We start from the raw sequence: 24,713 nt of genomic DNA, 5'->3' as shown, positions 1-24,713 counted from the left end.
ATTCCATAGGTGAGCAGGATATCTCTAAGCAGTGTAATCCCCTCCTACTCCAGCAACTTTTCCGATGCGCTTACTTGGTTGAATGCCAAAGTAATGGTCGTACATCAGCTTCTTCTTGTTAAAGGCCACCATTTGTTCAACTGCTTCATGATCGCCTTCATTAGCCATCGTCCGTTCGATTCGGTACAAAGCCGTCTCGCGAGCAGGGCCGGTTCCCGTCAGTGCTGCCTGGCAGAGCATCTCAAATCCCTGCTCCCCCAACATAGCCAAACTTTCTGCGCTGTGATTGCGCACATGCCAATTATCATCCTTCAGTGCCTCGGTCAGTAAAGGAATACTGCCCGCCGCGTGCAATCTACCGAGTGCCTTCGCGGTTACGACCCGAACTTCCCATGCATGGTCCGTCATCAATTGCGTAATGGTGTCATCTTCTAGGGCTGGGTTGGAGCTGAGATACAGCTTGACCGCCTCAGCACGTACATCTTTCTCTTCCGATCCGACCAGTCTATCCAGCGTTGGAACTGCAGCCGGAACTGCTTGCCCCCACATGGCTACGAGTGCAACCTTGACTAGACCCGGATCAGAATCATCCAACAGCTTGCGCATCAGGCTGGCGGAGTCCAGCCGAGTCTCGACCAGGATGTCCGCCGCCATATGATGAATGCCCTTATCGTAGGACAGCATCCGGGTCAGCATCTCGCGAATTTGCTGAGTTTGATCCGCACTCTTGGCAATCGCTCTGGCGATAATAATCGTCATCGGACCGTAACTCATCCGATTCAGCAAATGCTGGAGCTGCGGGACAGCCTCCTCGGCCCGCATGCCGCCGAGTCGGTAGGCCGCTGCAATCCGGCGTCCTTTGCGTACACTGGACAAAGCGCGGATGTCCTCTTCCACGTACCCGGCTTCTCGGCATAATCGCAGCACCTTGTCCCTTGCCTCTCCCTTGAATTGGTCGATCCATTCAATGAACTTCGTTTGGACGACCCGGCGCTCCGACCGGGTCAGCTTGCCCGGAGGCAGCTCGAGTGTAATATCGTCATGCAGATGAGACTGTACATACACAAAGTAGTCATTGAATTTGTGTCGGCCAAGTTCGAATTCTTTCTGCTCCGCATTATGTTTATATTTCATTCGAAATAACGAGATAATTCCTATTGTGATAAGACCGAGGCATATCGCGATAAATATATACGCCATGGTTAGATTAGAAAACATATTGGAATGGCTCCTCCTTTTTTATGAACTCGGATCTTGCTTAAGGTTCAGGCAAGCGCTGAAAGATTTCCTGCATATCATAATAGCTATGCTTCAAGCGTTCGCTGTAAATAGCCGTTTCCCATAACTCCCAAGTATAAGGCTCTATCTCTTGCAGGTTCATCGTCTCCGCTGAAATTGGGTTCGCAGATTCGCCAAGCTCCGAACGATCCACAATCCAGGGAACTAACCGAATACCGTCTGCAGTGATCGTGCTGAAATCGCGCTTGTCTTTCAGCGGACTGTAGTCCAGCACTTGCAGAGAACTCGGATCTCCAAACCCAAGCAGCATCCAAGGAATTCTCATTTCCACCACCTGATCTGCATATTGCCATGCCGCCAAGGAATGGAAATCGGGAGACGCCGTATCGGTGGTTCCTCGCATCAACATTCCCACGTTCTCGTCCACGAATGGATGCGCAAACTTCGTATCTGGCGGATTCATCAGCAAGCTGATCGCAAGTTTCCAGGAATGGAATGTTCCGTCAGGAACAACCGGGTCATCTGCTGTGCCCTTGACTTCCTGCTCCTCTGGAAGCATCCAGTAACCTTCTTGTCCATACAGGCGTCTGTGGAAGTCATAGGATGGGGCGATTGTAACCTGGGACTCATCCTCATTCCCAAGTTGGATCAACGTCTCCAGTGCTCCACCTTCCAACGTACGACCGGCCAATTCCTTCTCGGGTATATCACCGCCGGGGATCGTATCGGCCCCAATGAACAATTTCGATTGTGCGGGGTCAAAGGCTTCCTCCAGCTCCATTCCAATGTACAGATAGGCTTCATCATGAGTAAGCCTCATATTCTTGACGCCGGGGGCATTCCCAGGCCAAGTATAGATCTCATCCTCCGGAATCTTGTCCCAGTCACTCAAATCACCATCAATGGCGATTTGCTCGGCTTTTCCTGGCTGCATGGCCAGAACGCCGAACATCTTCTCGTTGGTCAGCACGTTCAACCAGAAGGATCGCCGGTCTGCCGGTATTTCAAAAGGCATCGTATTCCAGGTTTTCTTGAACCATTCATCCTGCCACATGAACAGAATGGCCCCGGAATAGCCTTCGTCATAAATGTCCTGTGTGAGCGAAGCGTCAATTTGTCCTTGCTCCCTCTCATCATGTCCCCCTTGATCTTTTCCTCCCGGGCCATGGTGAGAAATACCGATCGATGATGGCACGCCATATTCGGTTACCATGATCGGCATATCGTCGAATTCAGCCTTTAGTTTACGAAGGTAGGCTTTATACGTGTTATATCCCCCGTTGCCGTCAGGCAATGTCTGTAGGGTCTTATCCGTACGGAAAAATCCGGATAATACGGGTAGACATGATAGGCTGCGAAATATCCCGCATTCCAATCGACAGGTTCAATATGTCTCGCATCTACGGACACTAGGTCCTCTTCAAATAATGGTTCACCCGGATGCTCCAGCACGTCTGTCGTAACCCAATTCGTAAAGGTCATCGGATGCTGCCATCCGTATTTAATCTCTTCGGCCGCGGTCAGGTCCATTAAAGATGCCAGCCAACTCTCAAAAGGACTCGCCTTCTCTGTTGCCGAGAAGTGGCTTCCCTCATACCGGGGAACATCCTTATGTAACTTGTTGGTATTCTCAACCATCATTGGATCCCATTCTGTACCGACATGCCATGCCATTAAATACTTGCCGGCATTCGTCTTATACTTACCGCTCGCTTGCCCATGCTTGGGCTGGACAGTCACGTCACCGTATACCGCGGCAACCGCCTTTGATATTTCCGCCCTGAACATCTGTACGATCTCTTCATCGTAAGCATCCTGACGTTCAATTAGCTGCTCCTCCGGTGACCATATCCCCTGCATAAAGTAAAGCGGGTCCTGGCCTTTATCCCTGTTGTACTTCACCAGGGAGGTATAAAAGACCGGATTATGAACGGTGTAGACCCGGATGACGTTTGCGCCCATTTCATCGATTTGTTTGAACCAGCGCAAGTAATCCGCTTCGGTTGCGGGCAACTCACCGGGGTAATGCCCTGGGACCGTAGCCCCCAAGTTCACGCCTTTGACAAAAATCTCTTTCCAAACCTCCTCTTCTTCATACACAAGAAACGAGGTTCCTTCAGTCTTGAACTTCATCTTCATGCCTTCGGCGTCCGCATACGTTTTTAAGGACGGCCGAAAATATCCTAATATTGCAGCAGCGCCGCAGAGAAGCACAATCGTACACACTCCTGCGATCGCCCACCGTTTACGTGTGCTCATCGTCCTCGTCGCTCACCTGCCCTTTCTTAATGACATGCTGCTTCATTGCACCGACTATCGTGACGACTGAGCTATACTCGTCATTCTATAGTCGAAACGCTCCCGATACCATATTCCTTCTTTACCAACTTTCCAAAGGCTTACAGTAGTCTTAAAGAAGTAAACCGTCCACTCCTTCGCATGTCTCCCCCGAAATAATCGCTGCCGTATTGACTTCTCGTCCATTTGACAATTAGCTTGCTTGGTGTTATTCGACAAACTTCCGATGCAGGAAGATGCCATGGGCCACCAACCATAAGGCTTTAGCACACAAACGAGTTACAGCGAATAAGGAGAGTTTTCTGAAAATTTTCTTGAATCAGTATATTAAACGCTGAAAAATTGCTAAAGTTCCGGTCATTTTTACATCTTTATCCATAGTTATGACAAAAATGATACCAAAGTCATATAAAAAAACGGCTGGAAACCGCATTCTGTCAAGGTTTGTCAATAATAGCCTTTTTAACAAAATGAGAAAGGAGTCCTGTACCGGGATTGCGTTATATTCTATAGATCTGAGTGTCAGGGTCAAGTGGTAAGTATCACCTATTTTTTGTGATTTCGGTTTCAAATCCGCCGAGATACGTTATATAAATTAATTGTTCGCCAACGCTTATATTGGACCAGAACAGCTAAAAAGACCCTGATTAAGCAGCCTTCACAGTAATAACAGAGTCTATGGTTATTGGTGTGACGGGCAAAGACCAGCCACTCCCTGCCTTAATGACTACATGTAGGTCTGCTCCTGCAGGAGGATGCGTCATCCGTGTCAGTCCCATAAGACTGATGGCAGGCTCCCTAACCACTCGACAAGCCCATGTCCCGTCACCCGTTACTCATTCGATTCTTCAGCCACAATCAAAAAAACCGCAGGACCAGTCGGGTCCCGCAGTTTCTTTGATGATTATATGGTTTCACTAATCAGTTCCAAATAGTCCAGACGCACCGTGTGTGACATCACTTTAATGCCGATGGCGTGCTGACCAGACGGTATCTCAATCTTGGCCCGCAGCAAATACGTCGCCCACGAATTCGTTACCACATCGATCTCTCCCACAAATTCGCCATTCAGCTCCACAGCGATGCGACTTGGCAGATCGGTTGCAGACATCCGGATCTGCACTTGATAACAACGATGATCACGATCCTGCACGGAGGCAGGAACATTCACTTCATACTGGAACCAATCGCCAGCGTTTGCCTGAAGACAAAGCCTATCGTCCTCGGCCCACGGCTCTCCCCCGCCATGTTGAAAGTTAGGCTCCGTGCGCGGGCTTGCGATGAAACGAATATCCGTGCCATCCCCCTCTCGGAATCCGATATTAACCTTTGCCTCGTGCTGAATCTTATAACTAATGCCTCGTCCCTTGTAACCATAAAAGATAGCCGGATATCGCAAAGGTGGTCTGCGAAGCAGCGCATGCACCACTTCCGGATGGTATTCACAATTCTCGAAACGCATATTATGCAGGTATTCCCACAGAATGTCCTCGGCTTCCGCGGCCGTCGGCGGTTCCCCGCCCTCCAGAAAGTCCACGAGTTTATGCCAACCTGCAGGTTTTATGATCGAGCAGGGGGAGTTATCCGTGTCCATCTTCTTCCAAGTCCAGAAGTTCCACGAGATGTTCAAGTCATCGTACATGCCAAAAGCACCCACATACCAATCGATGTTATTCTCGCCTCCCTCGCCCATGAAGATCGGCACATCCCACTCATCACGTTTATCCAGAAACTTCTGAATGCTCTCTTGATCTGGATTGTTCCAATATTTATGAAATTGCAGCATGAGATTATCATCGAATTTCTCGTCGAAAATGCTCCAGTCCGTTGCCCAGTGTGCCCCCTCGAGAATGATCATATGTTTGGAATCCACTCTGCGGATAGCTTCCGTCATCTCTTTATAGAGCGGCATCACTAGACCATTATATTGGCTGAACCAATCCGGTAACGGCTCATTCAACAGATCGTAACCGGCAATGATCCATTCATCTTTATAGCGCTCCGCCAGCGCGCCCCATAGTGCAATTGAAGCCTTGCGGTGGCTCTCCTTGATGAATAGTTCGGGGAGGTCATGCTCCGAATCATCGATATTCGTTCCCGTCTGTCCACCCGGTGCTCCGTGCAGATCCAAAATGACATACAGCTTGTATTCCCGGCACCACCCAATCATTCGATCCAGTAATCGCAAATGATGTTCTTTCAGTTGGAGTGGCTCTTCCTCCTCGATAAGAAACCGCGCGTTGAGCGGAAGTCTGACAGAATTGAAGCCTTCCGCGGCGATTTGCCGAATATCGTCCTCGGCACTGTGTGCCTCGTAGTACGATTCCCAGAATTCGTTCGCTTTCACGGACCCAATCAACTGTTCGATCATGCGTTCCATACGTCTTGGACGATCCCCTGCCTCAGGTAATCTCCACATGTAGCCTTCCGGCAGCAGCCAGCTACCAAAGCCTACGCCGCGAAGCAGCACCTCGTGGCCAACACCGTTAACTAACCGTTTGCCGTCTGTCCTAAGAAATCCGTTCACTTCCCCATTACGAGCGTTCATATCATCATCCCCAAATGTTTATTTATCGTGATCGACTAGCCTTTGACCGCGCCCTCTACGACGCCGTTCAAAATGTATTTTTGCAGCAACAGGTACAACACAATAACTGGCAGCATGGCCAATATCAGCGCCGAGAGAATGGCAGACCAGTCGTTGTTACCATACTGTCCGAACAACATGTTCGTGGACAACAACAGCGTATACGTATCCGAATCGGTCAGCATCAAGAGCGGAAGCAGGAAGTCGTTCCATATCCAAAGGGCGTTCAAGATCGCGATAGTGGCCGTGATGGGAAGCAGTAGCGGAAATATGACGGTAAAGAATAAACGCGCTTCGCCGCATCCGTCAATAACCGCAGCTTCATCCAGCTCTCTTGGTATCGATTTGACAAAGCCGTGGTACAAGAAGATCGCCATTGATACGCCAAGGCCGATATAAATAAACCCAAGCCCGATTGTCGAGCCTTGCACGCCCAGAACCTTAGCCACTCTGTTCAAAGTAATCATCACGGAATGAAACGGAATCAGCATCGACATGACGAATAACGCAAACAGAAACCCGCTGAGTTTGCCGGGCGTACGCGATAGTTTATAGCCTGCCAGCGATGCGAACACGATAATGCCTGCAAGTCCGATCACGGCAATGACCGTCGTGTTCCAGAGACTTCTCATAAAGTTGATTTTGTGAAAGGCATCCGCATAATTGCTAAATTGGATCTGGGAAGGAAAAGCCATGATGTTGCTCAGCATCTCTCCTTCCGTCTTCAATGAATTCAGCAGTCCCATATAAATGGGGAACAACGTAAATACGGCAGCGACCATAAGGAACACGAAGACCAACAGTGAGCCCACGCGAAGCGGACGTTTTCTCTGGTAGGATTGATGATCTGCAGGGTCCCCGCTCCTGCCTGATCCAAGTCCTAATGCCCGGTTTGCACTCATGCTTCCACCTCCTTCTTCTTCATCACTTGCAACTGAATCATCGTGATGATAAAGACAACCAGGAACAGAATCATCGCTTTGGCGCTGGCATATCCATAGCGGCTATTCATGGCAAATGCTTCTTCGAAAATATTAAGCGCAATCACCTGGGTTGAACGACCCGGTCCGCCGCCCGTCAATGCAAAGACTGCTTCAAATACTTTGAACGATGAGTTCAGCGTGACAAATAATCCAATTGTCAAAGCCGGGTAGATCATCGGCATTGTTACATGCCGGAAGATGTGCCATGCATTCGCCCCGTCAATCGCCGCTGCCTCTTTCAAGGTAGGCGGCACTCCCTGCAGAGCAGCGATGTAGATGACCATCAGATAGCCAACTCCGCCCCATAAGGACACGATCAGAATCGCAATGAACGAGAAGTTCGGGTCACCGATCCAGGACTGGTCCAGAAAAGCAAACAGCGTATGCTCCGCAATGTAAGGCAGCACCTTGGTGAAAATGAACATCCACATGAAGCCTCCAATGATCATCGAGATCATGTTAGGCATGAAGAAGATCGTGCGGAACCACACCTTGCTTCTTGTACGCGATTCAATGAACACAGCGAGCAGAATCGCGATAATATTTTGCAGAACAACCATATACACCACGTATTTCAGGGTGAAAAGAAGAGAATCCCAAAAGACGGGATCCTGCTTCATGATTTCCACATAGTTATCGAGGCCTACAAAGCTGTAATCACGATTCAATCCATTCCAATCCGTCAAGCTATACCACACGCCTCCAGCCGCAGGTATCAGAAAGAAAACGACATAGAACAACAGTGCGGGAAAGACGAATGCCAGCAGTGTGAGTATTCGGCGTTTACCTCGAGCGGCACTCATTATTTGTTACCTCGCGCTCCAGCTGCCCAGGCATTGTCCAAAGCCTTAATGACGTCTTCTTTAGACACATCTTTGGTATAGTAGCTTTGCAACTGTTTTGCCGTCTCATCGGTAACTCCGTTAGGTAACGATAAATCCTGATACGCTCTACCCTCTGAAACATATTGTGAAGCTTCATCTACCCACGGGAATGTCTCGTATTGATGAACATTCGAAACGGGGTTGAATTTAAGTTCTTCGAATAAAGCGGACGATTCCTGCCCATCCAGAATGAAGTTGAGCAGAGCCATCGCCACTTCCTGATTCTCGCTCGTTGGTGAAACGGCCAGTGAAGTCGAAGTCGACAGGTTAATCATCGTACCATCCGGATTGTTACTAACGGGAAGCGGTGCAACGCCGATCTGCATGTCAGGATTCACTTTCAGCAAGGTTTCGGCCTGCCAAGTACCCTGAACCCACATGGCCGCTTTGCCGTTTGCAAAATCGGCTGAGCCTGTAGCCCCACTGACTTCAAACGGTTTATCCGTCCCATTCTCCATGATGAGATCAATGATATCGAATACCTCTTCCACGTCTTTATACGAAGCAGTACCTTCATTCATCTTCTCAATCCAGTCCGGATGCTCGGAATTGACAATTCCGCCAAGCGACAAGGCCATCATAAGCTGCGGAATCCAAGACTCCTGGAACGCCAGTTCGAATGGTTTGATGTCGTTAGCATTCAACGTATTTACGACTTCCTTCATCTCATCCAGCGTTTGCGGTGGCGTCAATCCCAGATCAGCGAATATTTCTTTATTGTACAGATAACCCCAGGAGAGACTCTCCATAGGCAGTGCTACCACTTGCTCATTGTATGTCACTGTCTGCTTTACGCTGTCGAACAACTCGTTCACGAACGGCTGATCCGTTAAATCGCTCAAATAACCCGCTTCATAATACGTCGGGATGTCAGCAATTGCGTGCAGCGTGTAGATATCCGGTGCGTCATTGGATGACAAGCGCGTCTGGAGGATTTGCTTTGCCTGATCCGAATTTGGCATCTCCAGTTTGATATGGACATTTATATTTTTCTCGGCCAGCATCTTAGCTTGAATTTATCGAAATATGCATCGAACTGATCTTTAAATCTCGGAAAACTCATAAATACCTTTAATTCTACGTCTTGCGGTTTGTCCTCATCTTCGCCTGCGGCACCACTACCGCCTGAGCTGCAGCCGGCAATGACCGATAACATAAGAATCCATACCAGCGAATGCTTAAGCGCTTTCTTCATGTGTACTACCCCCTAGTTAAAATCGATTACGTTTTCAGTATATAGGAGCTTCCACCTGACATCTTTTGAACATATTATCCTGTTGTATTGGACAATATTGAACCAGCGAACTCACTTTCGCAGTCCGCCTGGGGGTACGCCAAAATGCTTCTTAAATACCCGATAGAAGTACGTCAAGTCCTCGTACCCTGCCATCTGGGCAGCATATTTAATCGGCATGGCCTGTTCTACGATAAGCGCTCTGGCCTTCTCCATCCGCAGCCGCAGAATCAGATCCGAGACGTTCTCCCCTGTATGCTGCTTGAACATTCTGCTCAGATAGGTCTTGCTGACATGGAAATGGCGGGCGACCGATTCGAGAGAAATCTCATCCGCATAATGGTTCGTGATGTATCCCTTAACTTCATCGGGATCGAGTCGGCCGCGAGTCTTCTGCAGTTCAAACTGATCCATTACAAAACCGAAGCTGGTCGCCAGTTCCGTTGCAGCCTCTTGAAAGGACAACCAGGATGCGCGTCCCTCGCTCTCATCCCATGAAATCGCATCATATACATGCTCCAGCGCCAAATCATGCTCACCTGCGAATTTGCCTAACATCAACAGAAAATCATGTCCGATCTGACCGGCCATCGAGGCACTGGAGACGTTAACATTCGCGAACGACTGCTCCAGAAATAAACCCAACTTCTGAAACTCCGCCTCCACGGCTTGCTTGTCCAGCATCAGCAGAAAGCTAAATATACGCTGTCGATATGCCAAGTATTGATCCAAGCTGTTTTTGTCCGCAAACACAATTGGCGTATTGCCAGACCCGATGGAACGTGTTGCCGCTTCCAAATTCTTGACGGTGCGAGCGAGTGCCTCGTTCAGTTCCTCCGGATTTACCGGCTTCAGCAAATATTCCACCGCCCGGGAACGGATCGCCTGTTTCAAATACACGAAATCGTCATAACCGCTCATAACGATGATCTGGATTGAAGGATGCTGCGAACTCATTTGTTCAAGCAGGGCCACTCCTTCCATCCCCGGCATCCGCATATCGGTCAGAACGATATCTGGCAACAGTTCCTGCATCATTTGAAGCCCTTGCAGCCCGTCTTCTGCCTCGCCAACGATCCGAATGCCATGTTGGTCCCAATGCCCCAGCGCCTTCACAACTTCCCTTGACCACGGCTCGTCATCTATGATGAGTATCCGGTGTTCTTTCATGTAAGCTTATCCCCCTGATTGTTTACTGTTGCGGGCAGAATCGCCACGATCATCGTCCCGACTCCCGCAGCGGAGAATACGCGCAGTCCGTACGCATGGCCAAATTGCAGCCTTAATCGATCATGCACGTTTTTGATGCCAATGCCTCTTCTCCGCTCGCCCGCTGCTCTATCGAGACCTTCCGCTTTCGGCGCCGTCTCGCCATGCAGCTCGTTTCGAAGCACCTGTAATCCCGAAGGAGTCATTCCTACGCCTTCGTCTTTGATCGCGATCAACATTCTCCCTCGTACCGCAGAGACTCGAATCTGAAGTCTCCATGAGCCTTCCTTCGGCTGCAAACCATGATCAAACGCATTCTCAACCAAAGGTTGAAGCGTGAATTTAGGCAATATGCAATCACTCAGCTCGTCATCCACCTGCAGTTCGACTGTACATCGGCCGACAAACCGATTCTCTTGAATGAAAATATAGTTCCGGGTATGCCCCAGCTCTTTGTCCAGAGTAACCATCTGGTTCCCAGTGCCTCCGCTGATAGCATAGCGAAGGAGGTCGCCGATGACATTCGTGATCTTGTAAATTTCCGGCACGCCCTTTACCAGGGCCATCCCTCCGATCATATGAAGGGTATTATTCAGAAAATGAGGGTTGATCTGGGCTTGCAGCGCCATAAGCTGTGCGTTCTTCACATCAATCTCGCGCTGATACTCGTCTTCGATCAGTTCCTTCATGCGCTGCATCATGGAATTATAACCGCTTTCGAGCAGCCCCACCTCATCCTGGGATTGAACCGACTGTACTTCAAAATCTGGTATTCGGGTCTTGCGCATTCTTCGAGCCAAGGCAATAATCGGACGGGTGATCTGCAACGATACGAGTACTGACAACAGAATGGAAATCGCGGCAAACAACATTCCGGTCAGGATCCCGGCCCGAATCGTAGCTTCGGCGCTCTGGGTCACGGTAGACCTTGGAATGACTTTGATCACAGTTAACTGACCATCGCTGACGGAGTTGATAAAATAAAAATTACGGTCCGTCTTCCGGTACTGAAAACCGGCTTGCTGCGGATTATAATCGGCAAATTGTGCCGTAATCACGTTAGCAACCGGCTCCTTCTCGTTAACGGATGATAGTTCCGTCATCTTGTCATTCAAAAGGTACACCGAACTTTCCGCCTCCGATTGCAGGATTTCGACAATCCCATTCCAGATCTCCTTGTTTAGACGTACCGCTATGGCGCCAAACAACGTGCGGTCCTCGAAGCGGTTCATCCCGTGGTACACGTGAATCGCATCGTTGGAGTGCGCGAAATACATGTTCTTGATCGTACCATCCAGCAGGCGGTTCCAGGGCTGCTTATTCAAATCCAGCATCGCCGTGTTCATTCCAACATAATCAACCGAATAAGCAAGTTGATTCGAAGCTCCGTACAAGGTTAAGTTGTCGATTTTGCGAGAGTTGGCGAAGAACGACGAGGTTAGCGTCTCCCGTATGTAATTGAGCGTTCGGTAGTCCGTTTGAACCGCAGGACCGCCCAGCCCCTGCATTAACGGTTCATTAATCTGGAGTGTATAGAACAGCCTGTCCATCTGCTCGATCAGTTCGCTCAAATATTGGTCAGCCCACATCATCCGAGACGTATTGGCATCGATCATCTCTTTCTCGACCGATGCTCTGGTGTTATTCGTTGCAATCCACGTAATGATGATGACGGGCAGCGTGGTCAGGCAAATCATCATTACCATTAGCCTGAACCTGATTCCGGTTCGTTTCATTGCCTCTTCCCTTTCTAGGACCACTCCTAATATATGGTATGTTCAGTTCGGGACTGTTTTATTTGGTAACCATAGATGATTTTGGCTTCGAATACAACCTTGAGACCTCGCGCAAGCGACTCTTGAACAGGCAAAAAACTGCCTTACAACGAACGTGAGGCAGTACGAGAATGTTAATCAAAACCAGGGTTATTGGATATCCAATACAAAAGGTATCGTGACGATCTCATCCTTGTACTGGAATTGTCCCCACGCTTTAAAGACGCCGCTATGGGGAAAGGTCGTAACAAACTCCGCTGTCGGGCCCGTACCGTTCTCATCCAAAGGATGAACGTGAATGTACTCTTCGGCATCTTCAGACATGATCACGACATGGCCGACCGCACCCAAATAAGGTTCCAAGCGATCGATTCCTTGCTTCGTCTCGGCATCCTGAAAATGATAGGTGAGCACTACTTCCTCATTCGACAAGGTATTGCTTAGCTGGAGCTCGACCTCGATGCCATTCACTTGCGTAATGAGGCTAGGGTCGGGCTCGATCTCTAACATCGCTTCGGCCTCACCCTCGACGTAGACCCATTCGCTTAGGGTCGTACCTGCTGCGCCTTCAGGCACAAAATCGGCAAACAACTTATATTCGCCTCCTGCCGGAAATGTTGTATTTACCGTAAATACGCCATTCTCTCTGTAATCAGGATGGATATGGTTGAAATAGGTCAACTCCCGGTTCACGATAATCAGATGCAGCAGCTTCTCATGATGGACAGCAAATTCGTTAACAGGTTCTCCCGCACTATCCGTAATGTTGATGGCAAGCTCGGTTTGAGTGCCTGCAATGGCGGGCTCGTTCCACGCAAACTCCACTTCATATGGATTCGTATGCTGCTCGTGATCACCGCCGTGTCCGCTGTGTTCACGCCGCTCGTCTACGACGCCTTGCTCTTGACCTGCCTCGTGGCCGCCTGTTTCCTCGTTCGCATGATCACATGCCGGTAATCCTATCGTCAGCACCGCCATAAGGATGATCCCAAATCTATACTTACGCATCAATAATCACTCCATTTCCGCCCGAAAGTGTTTCCCTTTGCTTGAATGCTCCTACCCTCATCATAGCCCCCTACCCTATAAATAAACACTCCGCGAAAAAAAGAACACCTTACCGGCGGCAAGATGTTCTCTCGATATGGAATGACATGATCACACTCATCCGATGATTTCGTAGATTTTGTCCAGATCCACATGGCGACGCACAACGTCTGCCACGCGGTCAAACTCGGCAAGCTTGCGCTGTTCCGACTCGAAGGTTGCCGTTATGGGAGACAGCCCCTTCTTCAACCGCAGGCCATTAAGCCACGATCTGCGAAGGGCATCATTATCGAATAAGCCGTGCATGTAGCTTCCCCATACGCGACCGTCGGATCGACCTAATCCTTCAAGCTGTGCTTGGCTATCGCTAGGCAGCGACTCCATGGTGAACAGGGGCGAAACTCCGGCGCCCCCTGTTACATCACTCCACTCGCTTACACCCATATGGATTTCATAGGCCGTAATCGGGAAATCACCAGCCCCATAGAATGAATCTAGGCGCAGCGGATGGTCCGGCGACAGCTTCCCTGCCACGCGGACCGTTCTTTTGTGCTTCAAAAAAGTCGTCCTCAGCGGCAGCATGCCGAGTCCCTCCGCTTCACGAACACTTCCTTCCGCCGCATGCGGATCCGACAGCCGCTCGCCCAGCATCTGATAACCTCCGCATATACCGACCAGTTGTATATCCTGCTGCTCTGTCATGGTCCTGATCGCATCGGCGAGTCCTCGTTCCCGGATGAAGTCCAGATCGTCGAGCGTGCTCTTCGTACCCGGCAGTATAATCACGTCCGGCGTTCCCAGTTCATCCACCGAGCTTACGAACCGGACAACAACATCGGGTTCCCCGCGCAGCGCATCAAAATCCGTAAAGTTGGAAATTCGCGGATAACGAATAATTGCAATATCAAGCTCCCGCTGCTCTTGTCTTCGATAGTGAAGCTCATCCAGCACAACGGAGTCCTCCGCCTCGATTCGTATGTCTTGAATGTAGGGAAGAACGCCTAGCACCGGAATGCCTGTCCGCTCCTCAAGCCAGTCCAATCCAGGCTGAAGCAATGCTACATCTCCGCGGAACTTATTGATAATGAACCCTTTGATTCTTGCTGCCTCATGCGGCTCCAGAAGCTCAAGCGTTCCGACTATGGCAGCGAACACGCCACCGCGATCAATATCTGCCACCAGAATGACTGGCGAATCCGCCCATCCGGCCAGATTCATATTGACGATGTCCCGATCCTTGAGATTGATCTCGGCCGGGCTGCCCGCACCCTCCATCACCACGATATCATAATCCTCGCGAAGTCGTTCCAGCGCATCCAGTACGATCTGCTTAGCCTTCGGCAGAAACTGGGTCCGGTAATCCATCGCGCTCATCTGCATTTCAGGCACGCCGTGAATAACGATCTGCGAGTGCATGTCCTTCATCGGCTTAATCAGGATCGGATTCATATCCGTCGTTGCGGCAATGCCGCAGGCTTCGGCCTGCACGCCCTGCGCTCTGCCGATCTCCTTGCCGTCCAACGTCACGTAGGAATTGAGCGCCATATTTTGCGATTTATACGGAGCTGTTCGATAACCATCCTGCACGAATATCCGGCAGAGAGCGGTCGTGACGATGCTCTTGCCAACATCTGAAGCCGTTCCCTGCAGCATGAGAACCGCTCCCTGCCCCTCCTTGCTCGTTACATCATGATCCCGTGCTTGATACTCCTTCATGTTCTTCATCCTTTACTAGTCATAAACTGAATCTTCCGTACGATTATGCCTTGTCGATCGGGTTGAACCCAAACGCCGTCTAAGCGCCTCACTCAAGGGATAATATTTTGAAAAATCAGGGATATATTCATCTAAAATATACTTTTTTAGTTAAACTTGCATTATCTTGGATAAACGGTATTGTTTGATGAAAGGGAGGAACTTATTGAATGGTAATGCATTTATCCAGGTTTAGCAACAACGTCTATCTTCATGTCAAATGGTTTGCGGACCGTTTGGACTGGGTACCGCTGTCCTTTCCAAGTGTCATTACCTTGACTTTTTTATTTTGGTTAGCGTTTACATTGTTTACCTTATCGATTGCATGCGCAGTTCATGAACCTTTGGGAAGGATGGGCCCTATCGTTTCGCTGCATCATGTCCTGCACCGGCTCAGACCACATACCGGGGTGATCTTGCGAATCGGACTTGCTGTCGGGCTGATGCTTCAGCTTCTGAGCGGCTCTTATCTTGCGCCCGAGTTCAGAACCGATTCCATGTGGATTATTGTTGGCCTCTTCACCGCTGCTGCCTGTCTACTATATCAGCGCACATTGCCCCTCAGCGGAGCTATTCTGTTCTTGCTGTATACCCAAGCTTCATTAACCTACGGTATATTTCATTCCATGGATTATCTGATTTATCTTGGTATCGTCTATCATCTCTTCGTCTGCAATACTCCTTTGAAACATACGGCATCGCCAGTCCTGTATATCTGTACAGGAATGTCCCTCGCTTGGCTAGCCATGGAGAAACTAACGATCCCTGAACTTGCCTGCACGGTTATGGGCGGCTACGGGCTCCCTACCTTCGGATTCACCATCGAGCATTTCGTTTTGATCAGCGCCTTTATCGAACTTGGTCTGGCCTGGGCCTTTATCATGGGCATGTTGAACCGCTTCACAGCTTGATTGTATCCGGCATATTCTTGATGACCAGTACCGTATTCGGGTTCACCGAGATAATCGGCCACACCATCATCCACACCCTGCTCGTATTATTTCTCATCGAAGGCACGGAAGGATTGCGAACTCCGCTTCAATTCCATCGCTCTCCCGTACTTCGCGGAATGTTTGTAAGCGTCAACTTCTGCCTCTTTCTATTCGGCTTAATGACCTTGTATATCTGGATGGGCGTTAACATGGGCTAAAGACCGTACGGCACGATAAAAAAGGAACTGCGCGCACGCCTTAGCGCCACACAGTTCCCCCTTATATGCTTCATCTCGCTTCGAGTCCGCCTATACCTTGGGCAGCTCTACCATAGCCTTGGTTTCACTTGCGCGAACCACGGCATCAAGCACCTCTTGATTCCGGTAGCCGTCCATGAACCCGGGGACGCCGTCAGCCGGAGCTCCTCGCAGCACGGCGGCAAAATCAGCATACTGCTTTACCTTGCAATGGGCCGGCACCTCGAGGGTTGTCGTGGATAGCTGCCCCTGTTCTTGTTCCCGAATCCATACGATTCGCTCCGGATCGAGCGTGCCGGCATGCACGGTTCCAAGATCTCCATAAATGGACACTTCATGCTGATTGCCCGAACCAAACGCATTGCGCGAAGTTTGAAACACACCCATAATATCGCCTGTCATTCGTGCCTGGAAGCTGGCGAAATCATCCACTTCGATCTTCGCCATTGCCCCCGTGACCGGGTCATGACGTTCCGGAATAATGGTCTGCAGCTGCGCGGTAACCTCTTCAAACTCGCCGAACAAGAACCGGGCCATATCAATCATATGTGAGCCCAGATCACCCAAGGTACCTGTTCCGGTAATCGCTTTGTTGTACCTCCACATGTAAGGCACTTGGTGGGACGGTACACCGAAACCTTGCAAATACTGAATGGAGAAATGGCGGATCGTCCCCAGTTTACCCGTACGCACCAATTCCCTCGCATAGCGGAAGGCCGGCGTATAACGGTACGTGAAGCCAACCATCGCAGGGATCGGCTGCTGCTGCTCGTACTGCTCAAGCAGCGGCACGGCTTCCTCATATGTACGAGTGAACGGCTTCTCGGTCAGAAACGGCTTGCCCGCTTCCAGACAAGCACGGATGATGTCTGCGTGCACATTGTTAGGCGTAATGGAGATGACTGCATCCACGTCAGGATCTTTAATCAGCTCCTTAAAGTCGACATAACGCTTGCTCTCTTCAATGCCGAGTTGATCACCTACTCTGGTCACGCTTCGCCATTGAGATCACTTACAGCAACAAACGTATACATATTCTCGTGATTCATCCAGCGGATATGTTCTTGAGCCATCCCACCCAGCCCGATCAACCCAATCCGAAATTTATTCATCTTTGATGCACTCCTAAGCTCCATAAAGTTTATTAATAATAGGATGACCATGAGCGGGCACTCACAATCGTTCAGGTTATAAATCATGCCCCGCAGCACAGCATCCTTTGATTGCGCGGGGCAGTCATTCATTGGCCGATCTATTTTACGCTAGTGTAACGCTTGTAGGCATCCTTACGGATTTCCATCAGTCGCTCGAGTCCCATATCATTCAGCTTCTTGACATAAGCGTCCCACTCTTCATCAATCTTGCCTTCGGAAATCCACTTCGCGCGTGTCGTGCCGACAAAGCCGTCAATGTCGGTGGTGAGTGTAGGAAGCTCCAGGAATTCTTCAGCGCTGTACATGACATTCGGGAACGGCGTGGTGACATATTCGCTGCCTAACTTGTCAATGACGAGCTTCAGACCATCTCCAGTCGTCTCATCCAGAATGATATTCTTCTCAAAGCTAGGGCTTACGTACTTCGGCCCGAAATCGCGGACCGACTGATCCCAGTACCATGCATCAGCACTAGTGCCTTCCGGCGGATTCATCAGCGTATACGTACCGTCATCATTCTTCTGAATAACCGTGCCGATCGCCCCCCAGAAATTCTGAATACTCGCTTCATTCGTGTAGAACTGATCGGCCAGCGTGCAGATACTTCGGGATATTCATTCGATGTTGTTATCAGGAATTCGTTCCGTCTCAGGTTCATACCGAGCGGCTCGCCGCCCTGATAGCGCTTGCCATCTGGACCCGCAATGGACGGAATGGCGATATATTGATCCTTCCATTGACCAAAGACTGCGTCCGGTACCCACTGATTGGAGAAGCCAACCAACGGCACATCCGGATTCTGATGCTTAGCCGTTAACATCGTATTATCCTGCGTGAAGATTTCTTGATCGATTAAGCCTTCTGAGTACAGCTTATGCGCCCACTTGATCGCTTCCTTGTAGTTCTCTGTAATCGGATAGTACACTGGCTCATTGTCAATCACCATCATACTGTTGCCATTAATATCCGTAATGCCGAATGGATTCAACAGATCTATGCTGATATTGCCGGATCCGCTGACCGGAAGTTCATCAGGCTTGCCGTTGCCATTCGGATCTTGCGTCTTAAATGCCTTGAACACTTGATACAGCTCTTCCGTATTGTCCGGTACTTCCAGACCCAGCTTATCCAACCACGTCTTGTTGATAATCGGCTGAATCGAGGATTGCGGCCTGGACGGAAGTCTTGCTGGCAGCGAATAAATCTTGCCATCCGGGAACGTGCTCATTTGCTTCATTTCCGGTGTCTCTTCCATCGCGGCCTTCAAATTCGGCATATATTGATCAATATAGTCGTCCAGTGGACGGAAATAAGTTAGGTTGTTCACGATATCGGCATCGCTGAATACGATATCACCGAAAACGATATCTGGAAGCGTTCCGCTCGCTAGCATAATCGATTTCTGCTCGCCCCAATCATTCGAGGACATGACCTGCCAGTTGATCTTCACGTTGGTGCTCTGCTCCAAGTCCTTCAACCACTGATTTTGTACGAACGTATCCCCCATATTACCCCAACGGACGGTCAATACATCCAGCGTGATCGGCTCGTTAACGATGGGAAGGCCTTCTTGATTGAAATCGGATGCGGCCGCATCCGATTTCGGATCCTTATCGCCACTGCCGCTGCATCCTGCCAGATTAAATAACAGAACGGCAGCCAGAACGATAGTGCCAGCTAACTTGAATCGGTAGGCGCGATTGCTCTTCTTCATTTTACATTTCCCCCATTTTCTTATTGATGGAACCCGTAAATCCATTGCCTGACTCATTGCTTCACGGCGCCGATCATCACCCCCTGGTTGAAATACTTCTGCACAAACGTAGATGCACATAATCGGTACGGTGGCGACGATGATCACCGCATATCGCATAATGTTTGCGAGCCTTAACGCAATCTGGGCGCTTCGCCTGTTCCCATCGCGGATTGCATCTGGTTGGTAACAAGAATATTTCGCAGAATCAACTGCAAGGGATACAGACTGGAATCCTTTAGATAGATCAGAGCATTGAAAAACGAGTTCCAATGACCGACAGCCGTCCATAACGCGATGACCGATATAACCGCTTTCGATAACGGAATGACGATCGTGACGAAGTAACGAATATTGCCACAACCGTCAAGCTGCGCCGCCTCCCATAAATCGTCGGGGATACTGTTCTGGAAAAAGGTCCTAGCCACAATAATATTAAAGACAGCCACCGAAAAGGGGAGTACCATGACAAGGAACGTATCGTAGAGCTGAAAATCCCGAACGGTCATAAACGTGGGAATCAAACCGCCGTTGAAGAACATCGTAAAGATAAATAGCAATGAGATATATTTACCGCCGACCAGATCGCGTCTTGAGAGCGCGTATGCCGCCGATATATTCACAACCAAACCGATAGCGGTTCCGACGACGGTGTAGATAATCGTATTTTTGTAACCAATCCATATATTAGAATGCTTCAGCAATTCCTGATAGCCCGCCAGCGTAAAATCTTTCGGGAATAACCAGACTTGACCGTTTGCCACGGCCGCCGGTTCACTGAACGATGCGATAATAATGAAATATAACGGATAGATGAGAACAATCAACATCAGGATGGCAAACACATACAGCCCAATCTCCAGTACACGGTCCGATGAACGCGTATTTACCTGTCGCGGCGGTGAAAGATTCTCATTCACTTTGATAGTGCCCACTCTAACCCTCCTCCCTTGTTACCATAAGCTGTTCTCGCTGTATTTCTTAGAGATCTGGTTGACCATTATCAACAGAATGAAGTTGATGATTGTGTTAAACAAGTTGATGGCAGATGAGAAGCTGTACTGGCTGCTCAGCATCCCGATCTTATATACGTACGTGGAGATAACCTCGCTATGGGACAAGTTTAGATTGTTCTGCATCAGATACACCTTCTCGAAGCCCACGCCCAGCAGACCGCCAATCCGCAAAATCAACAACGTGATCATCGTCGGCATCAGCATCGGGATATCGATGAATCGGATCTTCTGCCACCGGCTGGCTCCATCCATCGTAGCTGCTTCGTACAAGCTCGGATTGACCGCAGACAGTGCCGCAATATAGATGATGCTGTCCCACCCGGCATGCTGCCACACGTCAGACCATACATAGACGCTGCTGAACAAGCTTGCCGATCCCATAAGATTTGGCGCTTCCAGGCCGAAGAGTCGGAACAAATTACCGACAAGCCTGAACTCGGCGAGAACAGGATCAGCATGAGTCCTACCATAACGACGGTGGAGATAAAGTGCGGCATATACGTTACCGTTTGAAAAACACGCTTAAACCAGTTCTGCCGCATCTGGTTGACCATCAGCGCAAGCATGATCGGGATCGGAAATGTCGCTACGCTGTACAAGCTAATGACCAGCGTGTTTATGATCGTCGTTGAGAATTGATACGAGTTAAAGAACTTCTCGAAATATTTCAGACCAGCCCAGGGACTATCCATGATGCCTACGGCCGGGCTGTAATCCTTAAAGGCGATCAGGATGCCATACATCGGTACGTATGAGAACAACAAAACCAAGATGACGGCAGGCAGCAGCAATAAATACAAGCCCCAGTTCTTCCTAATCCGCCCAAGGGTCGGTTGTTGCCCCCTGCGATTCAGTTCAGCTGCCTTCAATTTCATTCCCCTTTCTATTGTGCAACATCCTGCCTGCGCAGCATGCTATGCCGACTAAGCAACTCAAGTATACGGCTGCCAGACCGCGTTATTTGGACTAGCTTGATGTCCTATTCGGACCTTAACAAGAATTAAGGCGATACAACCGCCCACTATCATGATGAAGTCTGATGTTATTCGGACTTTACCTTGCAGTATCCGGACTTTATCGCCGAATCCGTTAGAGCCCCACCTGTTTTTTGCGCCCATTCGCTTTATAATAGCTATACCAACATTAAAACGCTTTCATATTAAGGCTCAGGAAAGGAGCCGCACCCGTTCACCATGGTTAAATCATTGAACAATAAACCTTATCCCATCCGGCACTATGTCAAAATCATGCTCTTCATATCGATCTTCGCCCTCGTGATCGATCTCGTGATCAGCTTCACTTCCATATACATCGTCAAACAGCAATCCACCCGGTACTTGCAGGATACGGCCAATCTCTATATTCGGCAGATCAATCATGACTTTTCTTACATTAATCATTACATGGGATGGACGCTGGCTAATGATGAGAGCGTAAAGGCGATGGATGACCCGGAGACTGAGTATGTCGATTTCATCAAATCGAGTGAGCAGGTGCACAAACGATTCAACGAGTTGCAGAAAAACTATGGGCAGGAGTATGATTTTTTCTTCTATATGAAGGACCAGCGTTTTTTTCAGAACTATGGACCCATGTCGCTCTCCTACCCGGAGTTCGAAGATCTGGAGTCGCAGATCATATCCCTGACGGACTCGAAGAATGTGTATGAGACCTTCTACTCGAATTGGAACCCGATCATGGTCAAAGACACACCTTATATCATCAACATCGTTCCTTTTCACAATCGCTATCTGATCTGTCTCATCTCCGCGGATAATCTGATTCGGCCGCTGCGACAATTAAACCTCGGTGAAGAAGGTTATATTGCGCTTGTAGATCACGCAGGTACGGCGATCTCGGGTCCTGGTCAGGGGGAGGCAGTGAGTCCGGAGACGCTGAACAGCGCCAAGTCCTCCTTGTTTACGTTCTCCCAGACTCGAACGACGGTGACCAAGGAATTCTCCAACGCTTCGTTCAAAGTTCAGTTGGTCATTCAATTCGGCTTATTCGAGACGATTATGATCGCCCAACTGCTCATCATGCTGCTATTCGTCGTGCTGACCTGCACGCTTAGCGTCGTCATGCTGTATTTCAAGCGGAAAGTGCTCAAGCCGATTCAGAACTTCTCGGAGAATCTGCGGCGGATCCATGAAGATAGCGAGCATCTGGATTTCAAGAGCAGCGAGATTACGGAGCTGGAACAGGTCAACTCTCAGTTCAAATTACTTGTGGAGCAGATCAAGAAATTCAAGATCGACCTTTATGAACAAGAGCTGGAGAAACAGCGAATTCAGCTGGATTATATGAAGCTGCAGATCAACCCACATTTTTTCCTGAATTGCCTGACGAATATTTACAGCATGGCCCAAATGCAGATGTTCCGGGAGATCGAATACATGTCCCTGTCCACATCAAAGTATTTCCGATACATCTTTCAGAGCAATGACAATCTGGTTCCGCTGACGGACGAAATCGAGCATGTGCGAACCTATCTCGAGATTCAGAAGCACCGATATCAGGACGCCTTCTCATATGAGATTCGCTTGGGTAACGATATGTCCGGACTGACTATCCCGCCGTTGATCTTGCAGACCTTCATTGAGAACACGATCAAATATGCCGTCTCCAGGGACCGATTATTGCAGATTCAGCTGACGGTCGGCTTGTATGAAGATGAGGAGAGAAGATACATGGCGATTGAGATCGCCGATACCGGACCCGGCTTCCCTGCTGACGTGCTCGAGAAGCTCACCGGGGGCAAGGCGCTTGATCAATCGGAGGGCAAACATATCGGAATCATGAATGTATTGCAGCGACTGGAACTGCTCTATCAGCACAGGGCTCAGTTGTGTTTCAGGAATCAGAAGGATGGCGGGGCTTGTGTAACGATCTATCTGCCTGCACCCGCTCCATTAGACGAAAGGGGGCTGTTCGCAAATGAACGTACTGCTGGTGGATGATGATTATTTCGTGGTTGCGGCGTTAGAGAAAAAGATTGATTGGCACGCGCTCTCCATCGAACGGGTATTTACGGCTTACAGCGTAACGCAGGCAAGGGATGTTCTGCTCGAACAATCCGTCCAGATTCTAATCTGTGACATTGAAATGCCGCAAGGCAGCGGCCTGGAGCTGCTGGCCTGGATTCGCGAAGAGCAGTACAGCATCCAGACGATATTTCTAACGAACTATGCCGACTTTAATTACGCGCAAAAAGCGATTGAATTGCAAAGCTTTGATTATTTTCTGAAGCCGATTGAATTCGACAAGCTTAGTCTGATTATCTCCAAAGCGATATATAAGGCAAAAGAACAGCAGCGATATGAAGAAGCGCTCCAGGACGGGGATTTGTGGAGAAAAAATCAAAACAAACTGCAGGAACATTTCTGGAGCAAGCTCATCAAGGAATATAAAACCGCGCCTGACCCCCAGGCTATGGCAGCGCATATCGCCGAACAAAAACTTGCTTATGATATATCCGATCTGTTCCTGCCCCTCTTGTTGACAATCTTTCCCTACGACCGCAGCCTTGGCAAGGAAGACAAGGAACTGTTCGATTATGCCCTGCTTAATGTGCTGACAGAATTGTTCCAAGATCCACTCTTCACGATCGAACGCGTGGTGGAGCACAAGGATTATCACTGGATCGTCATCATCAAGTGGCAAGACCAACCAGATGCACACGTGATCGAGTGCGTATGTACGTCATTTATCGAGAAGGCCAATCTGTTCCTAAAGAGCGACGCCTGCTGCAACGTATCCTCCACCGTATCGCTGCTGCATGTTCAGAAGTCGATTCGTGATTTGCTGCAGATGAATGAAGAGATGATCAAGCTGCGCAACGGCATATTTTTTGTGGAGCGGCTGCAGCTCCAGGATACAATATATACTCCGCCTAATCTGCACGAATGGGAAGAGCGGCTTCAAGCAGGCCGCACATCTCATTTTCTGGATGAGATACGACGTTATTTACGAGATCTAGCGCATAAGGGAGTATACAACGCCTCCGTGCTGCGGTTATTCCGGTTGGATCTCGTACAGCTCGTCTATTCTTATCTGAAGAACAAACAGATTCAGGCCCATAAGCTGTATACCGGCACAACCAACGACCAATTATTCATGCAATCGCTGAACTCGATTGAAGATATGGAGAAGTACATGGAATATCTCGTCAGCACGGCAGCCGAATACCAGCACTATGCCGATCAATCGCGCACGGTCGTTGAGGAGATCAAGCAATACATTCATCGCCATGTTGGGGAGGATTTGACCCGTACCAGCCTAGCGGAACTAGTCTATCTGAATCCTGATTATTTCGCGCGAATCTTCAAACGCGAGACCGGAATCTCTCTCGGGAATTATATAATCGAAGCACGAATCAAGGCTGCCAAGCATTTGCTGGAGACAACGCCACTGTCGGTGTACCAGATCGCGACCAAAGTCGGTTATGCCAACTATTCCTATTTCTCGAAGCTCTTCAAGCAAGATACAGGCTGGTCGCCGAGTGAGTTCAGGAGAAGCGCTCACGCAGGATACAGCGGTCAGCAGGATGTGGCAGGTGGCGATCGATAAGGACAAGGTGCATCTAATGAC

Annotated in this window: 16 protein-coding genes and 4 pseudogenes; 3 read left to right on the top strand and 17 right to left on the bottom strand. The window is 49.3% G+C overall.

Going from position 1 to position 24,713, the window contains the following annotated elements:
- Positions 1-24 precede the first annotated feature (24 nt).
- The 12 genes and pseudogenes from JCM10914_RS02180 to JCM10914_RS02130 all read right to left on the bottom strand — a co-directional run bounded on the left by JCM10914_RS02180 (position 25) and on the right by JCM10914_RS02130 (position 14,972).
- The gene (locus tag JCM10914_RS02180) at positions 25-1,218 is read right to left on the bottom strand and encodes a HEAT repeat domain-containing protein (protein WP_023956883.1); all 1,194 of its coding nucleotides are present in this window, start codon (positions 1,216-1,218) and stop codon (positions 25-27) included.
- 40 nt (positions 1,219-1,258) lie between these two features.
- A pseudogene (locus JCM10914_RS02175) lies at positions 1,259-3,498 on the bottom strand (hypothetical protein).
- A 686-nt stretch (positions 3,499-4,184) separates the two neighbouring features.
- Positions 4,185-4,343: an HPP family protein gene (locus tag JCM10914_RS28220; RefSeq protein ID WP_269433825.1), complete on the bottom strand. Its 159-nt coding sequence runs from the start codon at positions 4,341-4,343 to the stop codon at positions 4,185-4,187.
- Between the two features lie 98 nt (positions 4,344-4,441).
- Positions 4,442-6,085 carry a cellulase family glycosylhydrolase gene (locus JCM10914_RS02165; RefSeq protein ID WP_023956877.1) on the bottom strand — a complete coding sequence of 548 codons (1,644 nt, stop codon included), beginning with the start codon at positions 6,083-6,085 and terminating at the stop codon, positions 4,442-4,444.
- Between the two features lie 35 nt (positions 6,086-6,120).
- Positions 6,121-6,906 (bottom strand): carbohydrate ABC transporter permease, encoded by a 786-nt coding sequence (locus JCM10914_RS02160; protein ID WP_052019613.1) that lies wholly within the window; start codon positions 6,904-6,906, stop codon positions 6,121-6,123.
- Between the two features lie 116 nt (positions 6,907-7,022).
- Positions 7,023-7,910: a carbohydrate ABC transporter permease gene (locus JCM10914_RS02155; RefSeq protein ID WP_023956873.1), complete on the bottom strand. Its 888-nt coding sequence runs from the start codon at positions 7,908-7,910 to the stop codon at positions 7,023-7,025.
- Positions 7,910-8,995: an ABC transporter substrate-binding protein gene (locus JCM10914_RS02150; RefSeq protein ID WP_231638456.1), complete on the bottom strand. Its 1,086-nt coding sequence runs from the start codon at positions 8,993-8,995 to the stop codon at positions 7,910-7,912. Before JCM10914_RS02150 ends, JCM10914_RS02155 begins: the two co-directional genes overlap by 1 nt.
- Complete coding sequence (locus JCM10914_RS29625) at positions 8,974-9,186, bottom strand: hypothetical protein (RefSeq protein WP_023956869.1); 213 nt, start codon at positions 9,184-9,186, stop codon at positions 8,974-8,976. The genes JCM10914_RS02150 and JCM10914_RS29625 overlap by 22 nt, the downstream gene beginning before the upstream one ends.
- A gap of 111 nt (positions 9,187-9,297) precedes the next feature.
- Positions 9,298-10,395: a response regulator gene (locus JCM10914_RS02145; RefSeq protein WP_023956867.1), complete on the bottom strand. Its 1,098-nt coding sequence runs from the start codon at positions 10,393-10,395 to the stop codon at positions 9,298-9,300.
- The gene (locus JCM10914_RS02140) at positions 10,392-12,170 is read right to left on the bottom strand and encodes a sensor histidine kinase (RefSeq protein ID WP_081739726.1); all 1,779 of its coding nucleotides are present in this window, start codon (positions 12,168-12,170) and stop codon (positions 10,392-10,394) included. The genes JCM10914_RS02145 and JCM10914_RS02140 overlap by 4 nt, the downstream gene beginning before the upstream one ends.
- A gap of 189 nt (positions 12,171-12,359) precedes the next feature.
- Positions 12,360-13,217, bottom strand: coding sequence for a hypothetical protein (locus JCM10914_RS02135; RefSeq protein ID WP_036716772.1), 858 nt, complete (start codon positions 13,215-13,217; stop codon positions 12,360-12,362).
- Positions 13,218-13,373: 156 nt separating this feature from the next.
- Positions 13,374-14,972 (bottom strand): cobyric acid synthase, encoded by a 1,599-nt coding sequence (locus tag JCM10914_RS02130; RefSeq protein ID WP_023956864.1) that lies wholly within the window; start codon positions 14,970-14,972, stop codon positions 13,374-13,376.
- 209 nt (positions 14,973-15,181) lie between these two features.
- Between JCM10914_RS02130 and JCM10914_RS02125 the strand changes: the two genes are divergently transcribed.
- Complete coding sequence (locus tag JCM10914_RS02125; RefSeq protein ID WP_023956863.1) at positions 15,182-15,922, top strand: hypothetical protein; 741 nt, start codon at positions 15,182-15,184, stop codon at positions 15,920-15,922.
- Positions 15,923-16,251: 329 nt separating this feature from the next.
- Here JCM10914_RS02125 and JCM10914_RS02120 read toward each other — a convergent pair whose 3' ends face one another.
- The 5 genes and pseudogenes from JCM10914_RS02120 to JCM10914_RS02105 all read right to left on the bottom strand — a co-directional run bounded on the left by JCM10914_RS02120 (position 16,252) and on the right by JCM10914_RS02105 (position 20,998).
- Complete coding sequence (locus tag JCM10914_RS02120; protein ID WP_023956861.1) at positions 16,252-17,193, bottom strand: Gfo/Idh/MocA family protein; 942 nt, start codon at positions 17,191-17,193, stop codon at positions 16,252-16,254.
- Positions 17,190-17,312, bottom strand: a complete 123-nt coding sequence (locus tag JCM10914_RS31215; RefSeq protein ID WP_269433824.1) for a hypothetical protein — start codon at positions 17,310-17,312, stop codon at positions 17,190-17,192. Before JCM10914_RS31215 ends, JCM10914_RS02120 begins: the two co-directional genes overlap by 4 nt.
- Positions 17,313-17,452: 140 nt before the next feature.
- Positions 17,453-19,068 (bottom strand): annotated as a pseudogene (locus JCM10914_RS02115) (extracellular solute-binding protein).
- A 53-nt stretch (positions 19,069-19,121) separates the two neighbouring features.
- Positions 19,122-20,033: pseudogene (locus tag JCM10914_RS02110) on the bottom strand (carbohydrate ABC transporter permease).
- A gap of 27 nt (positions 20,034-20,060) precedes the next feature.
- Positions 20,061-20,998, bottom strand: a pseudogene (locus JCM10914_RS02105) (ABC transporter permease).
- 318 nt (positions 20,999-21,316) lie between these two features.
- Between JCM10914_RS02105 and JCM10914_RS02100 the strand changes: the two are divergent.
- A complete protein-coding gene (locus JCM10914_RS02100) occupies positions 21,317-23,083 on the top strand; it encodes a sensor histidine kinase (protein WP_023956850.1) in 1,767 nt (588 codons plus the stop codon).
- Complete coding sequence (locus JCM10914_RS02095; protein WP_023956848.1) at positions 23,061-24,692, top strand: response regulator; 1,632 nt, start codon at positions 23,061-23,063, stop codon at positions 24,690-24,692. The genes JCM10914_RS02100 and JCM10914_RS02095 overlap by 23 nt, the downstream gene beginning before the upstream one ends.
- Positions 24,693-24,713 lie beyond the last annotated feature (21 nt).

This window comes from Paenibacillus sp. JCM 10914 (assembly GCF_001315105.1).
Lineage (GTDB): Bacteria > Bacillota > Bacilli > Paenibacillales > Paenibacillaceae > Paenibacillus_AQ.
The sequence above is the reverse complement of the archived record's forward strand: the minus strand, read 5'-3'. Positions and strand labels throughout refer to the sequence as shown.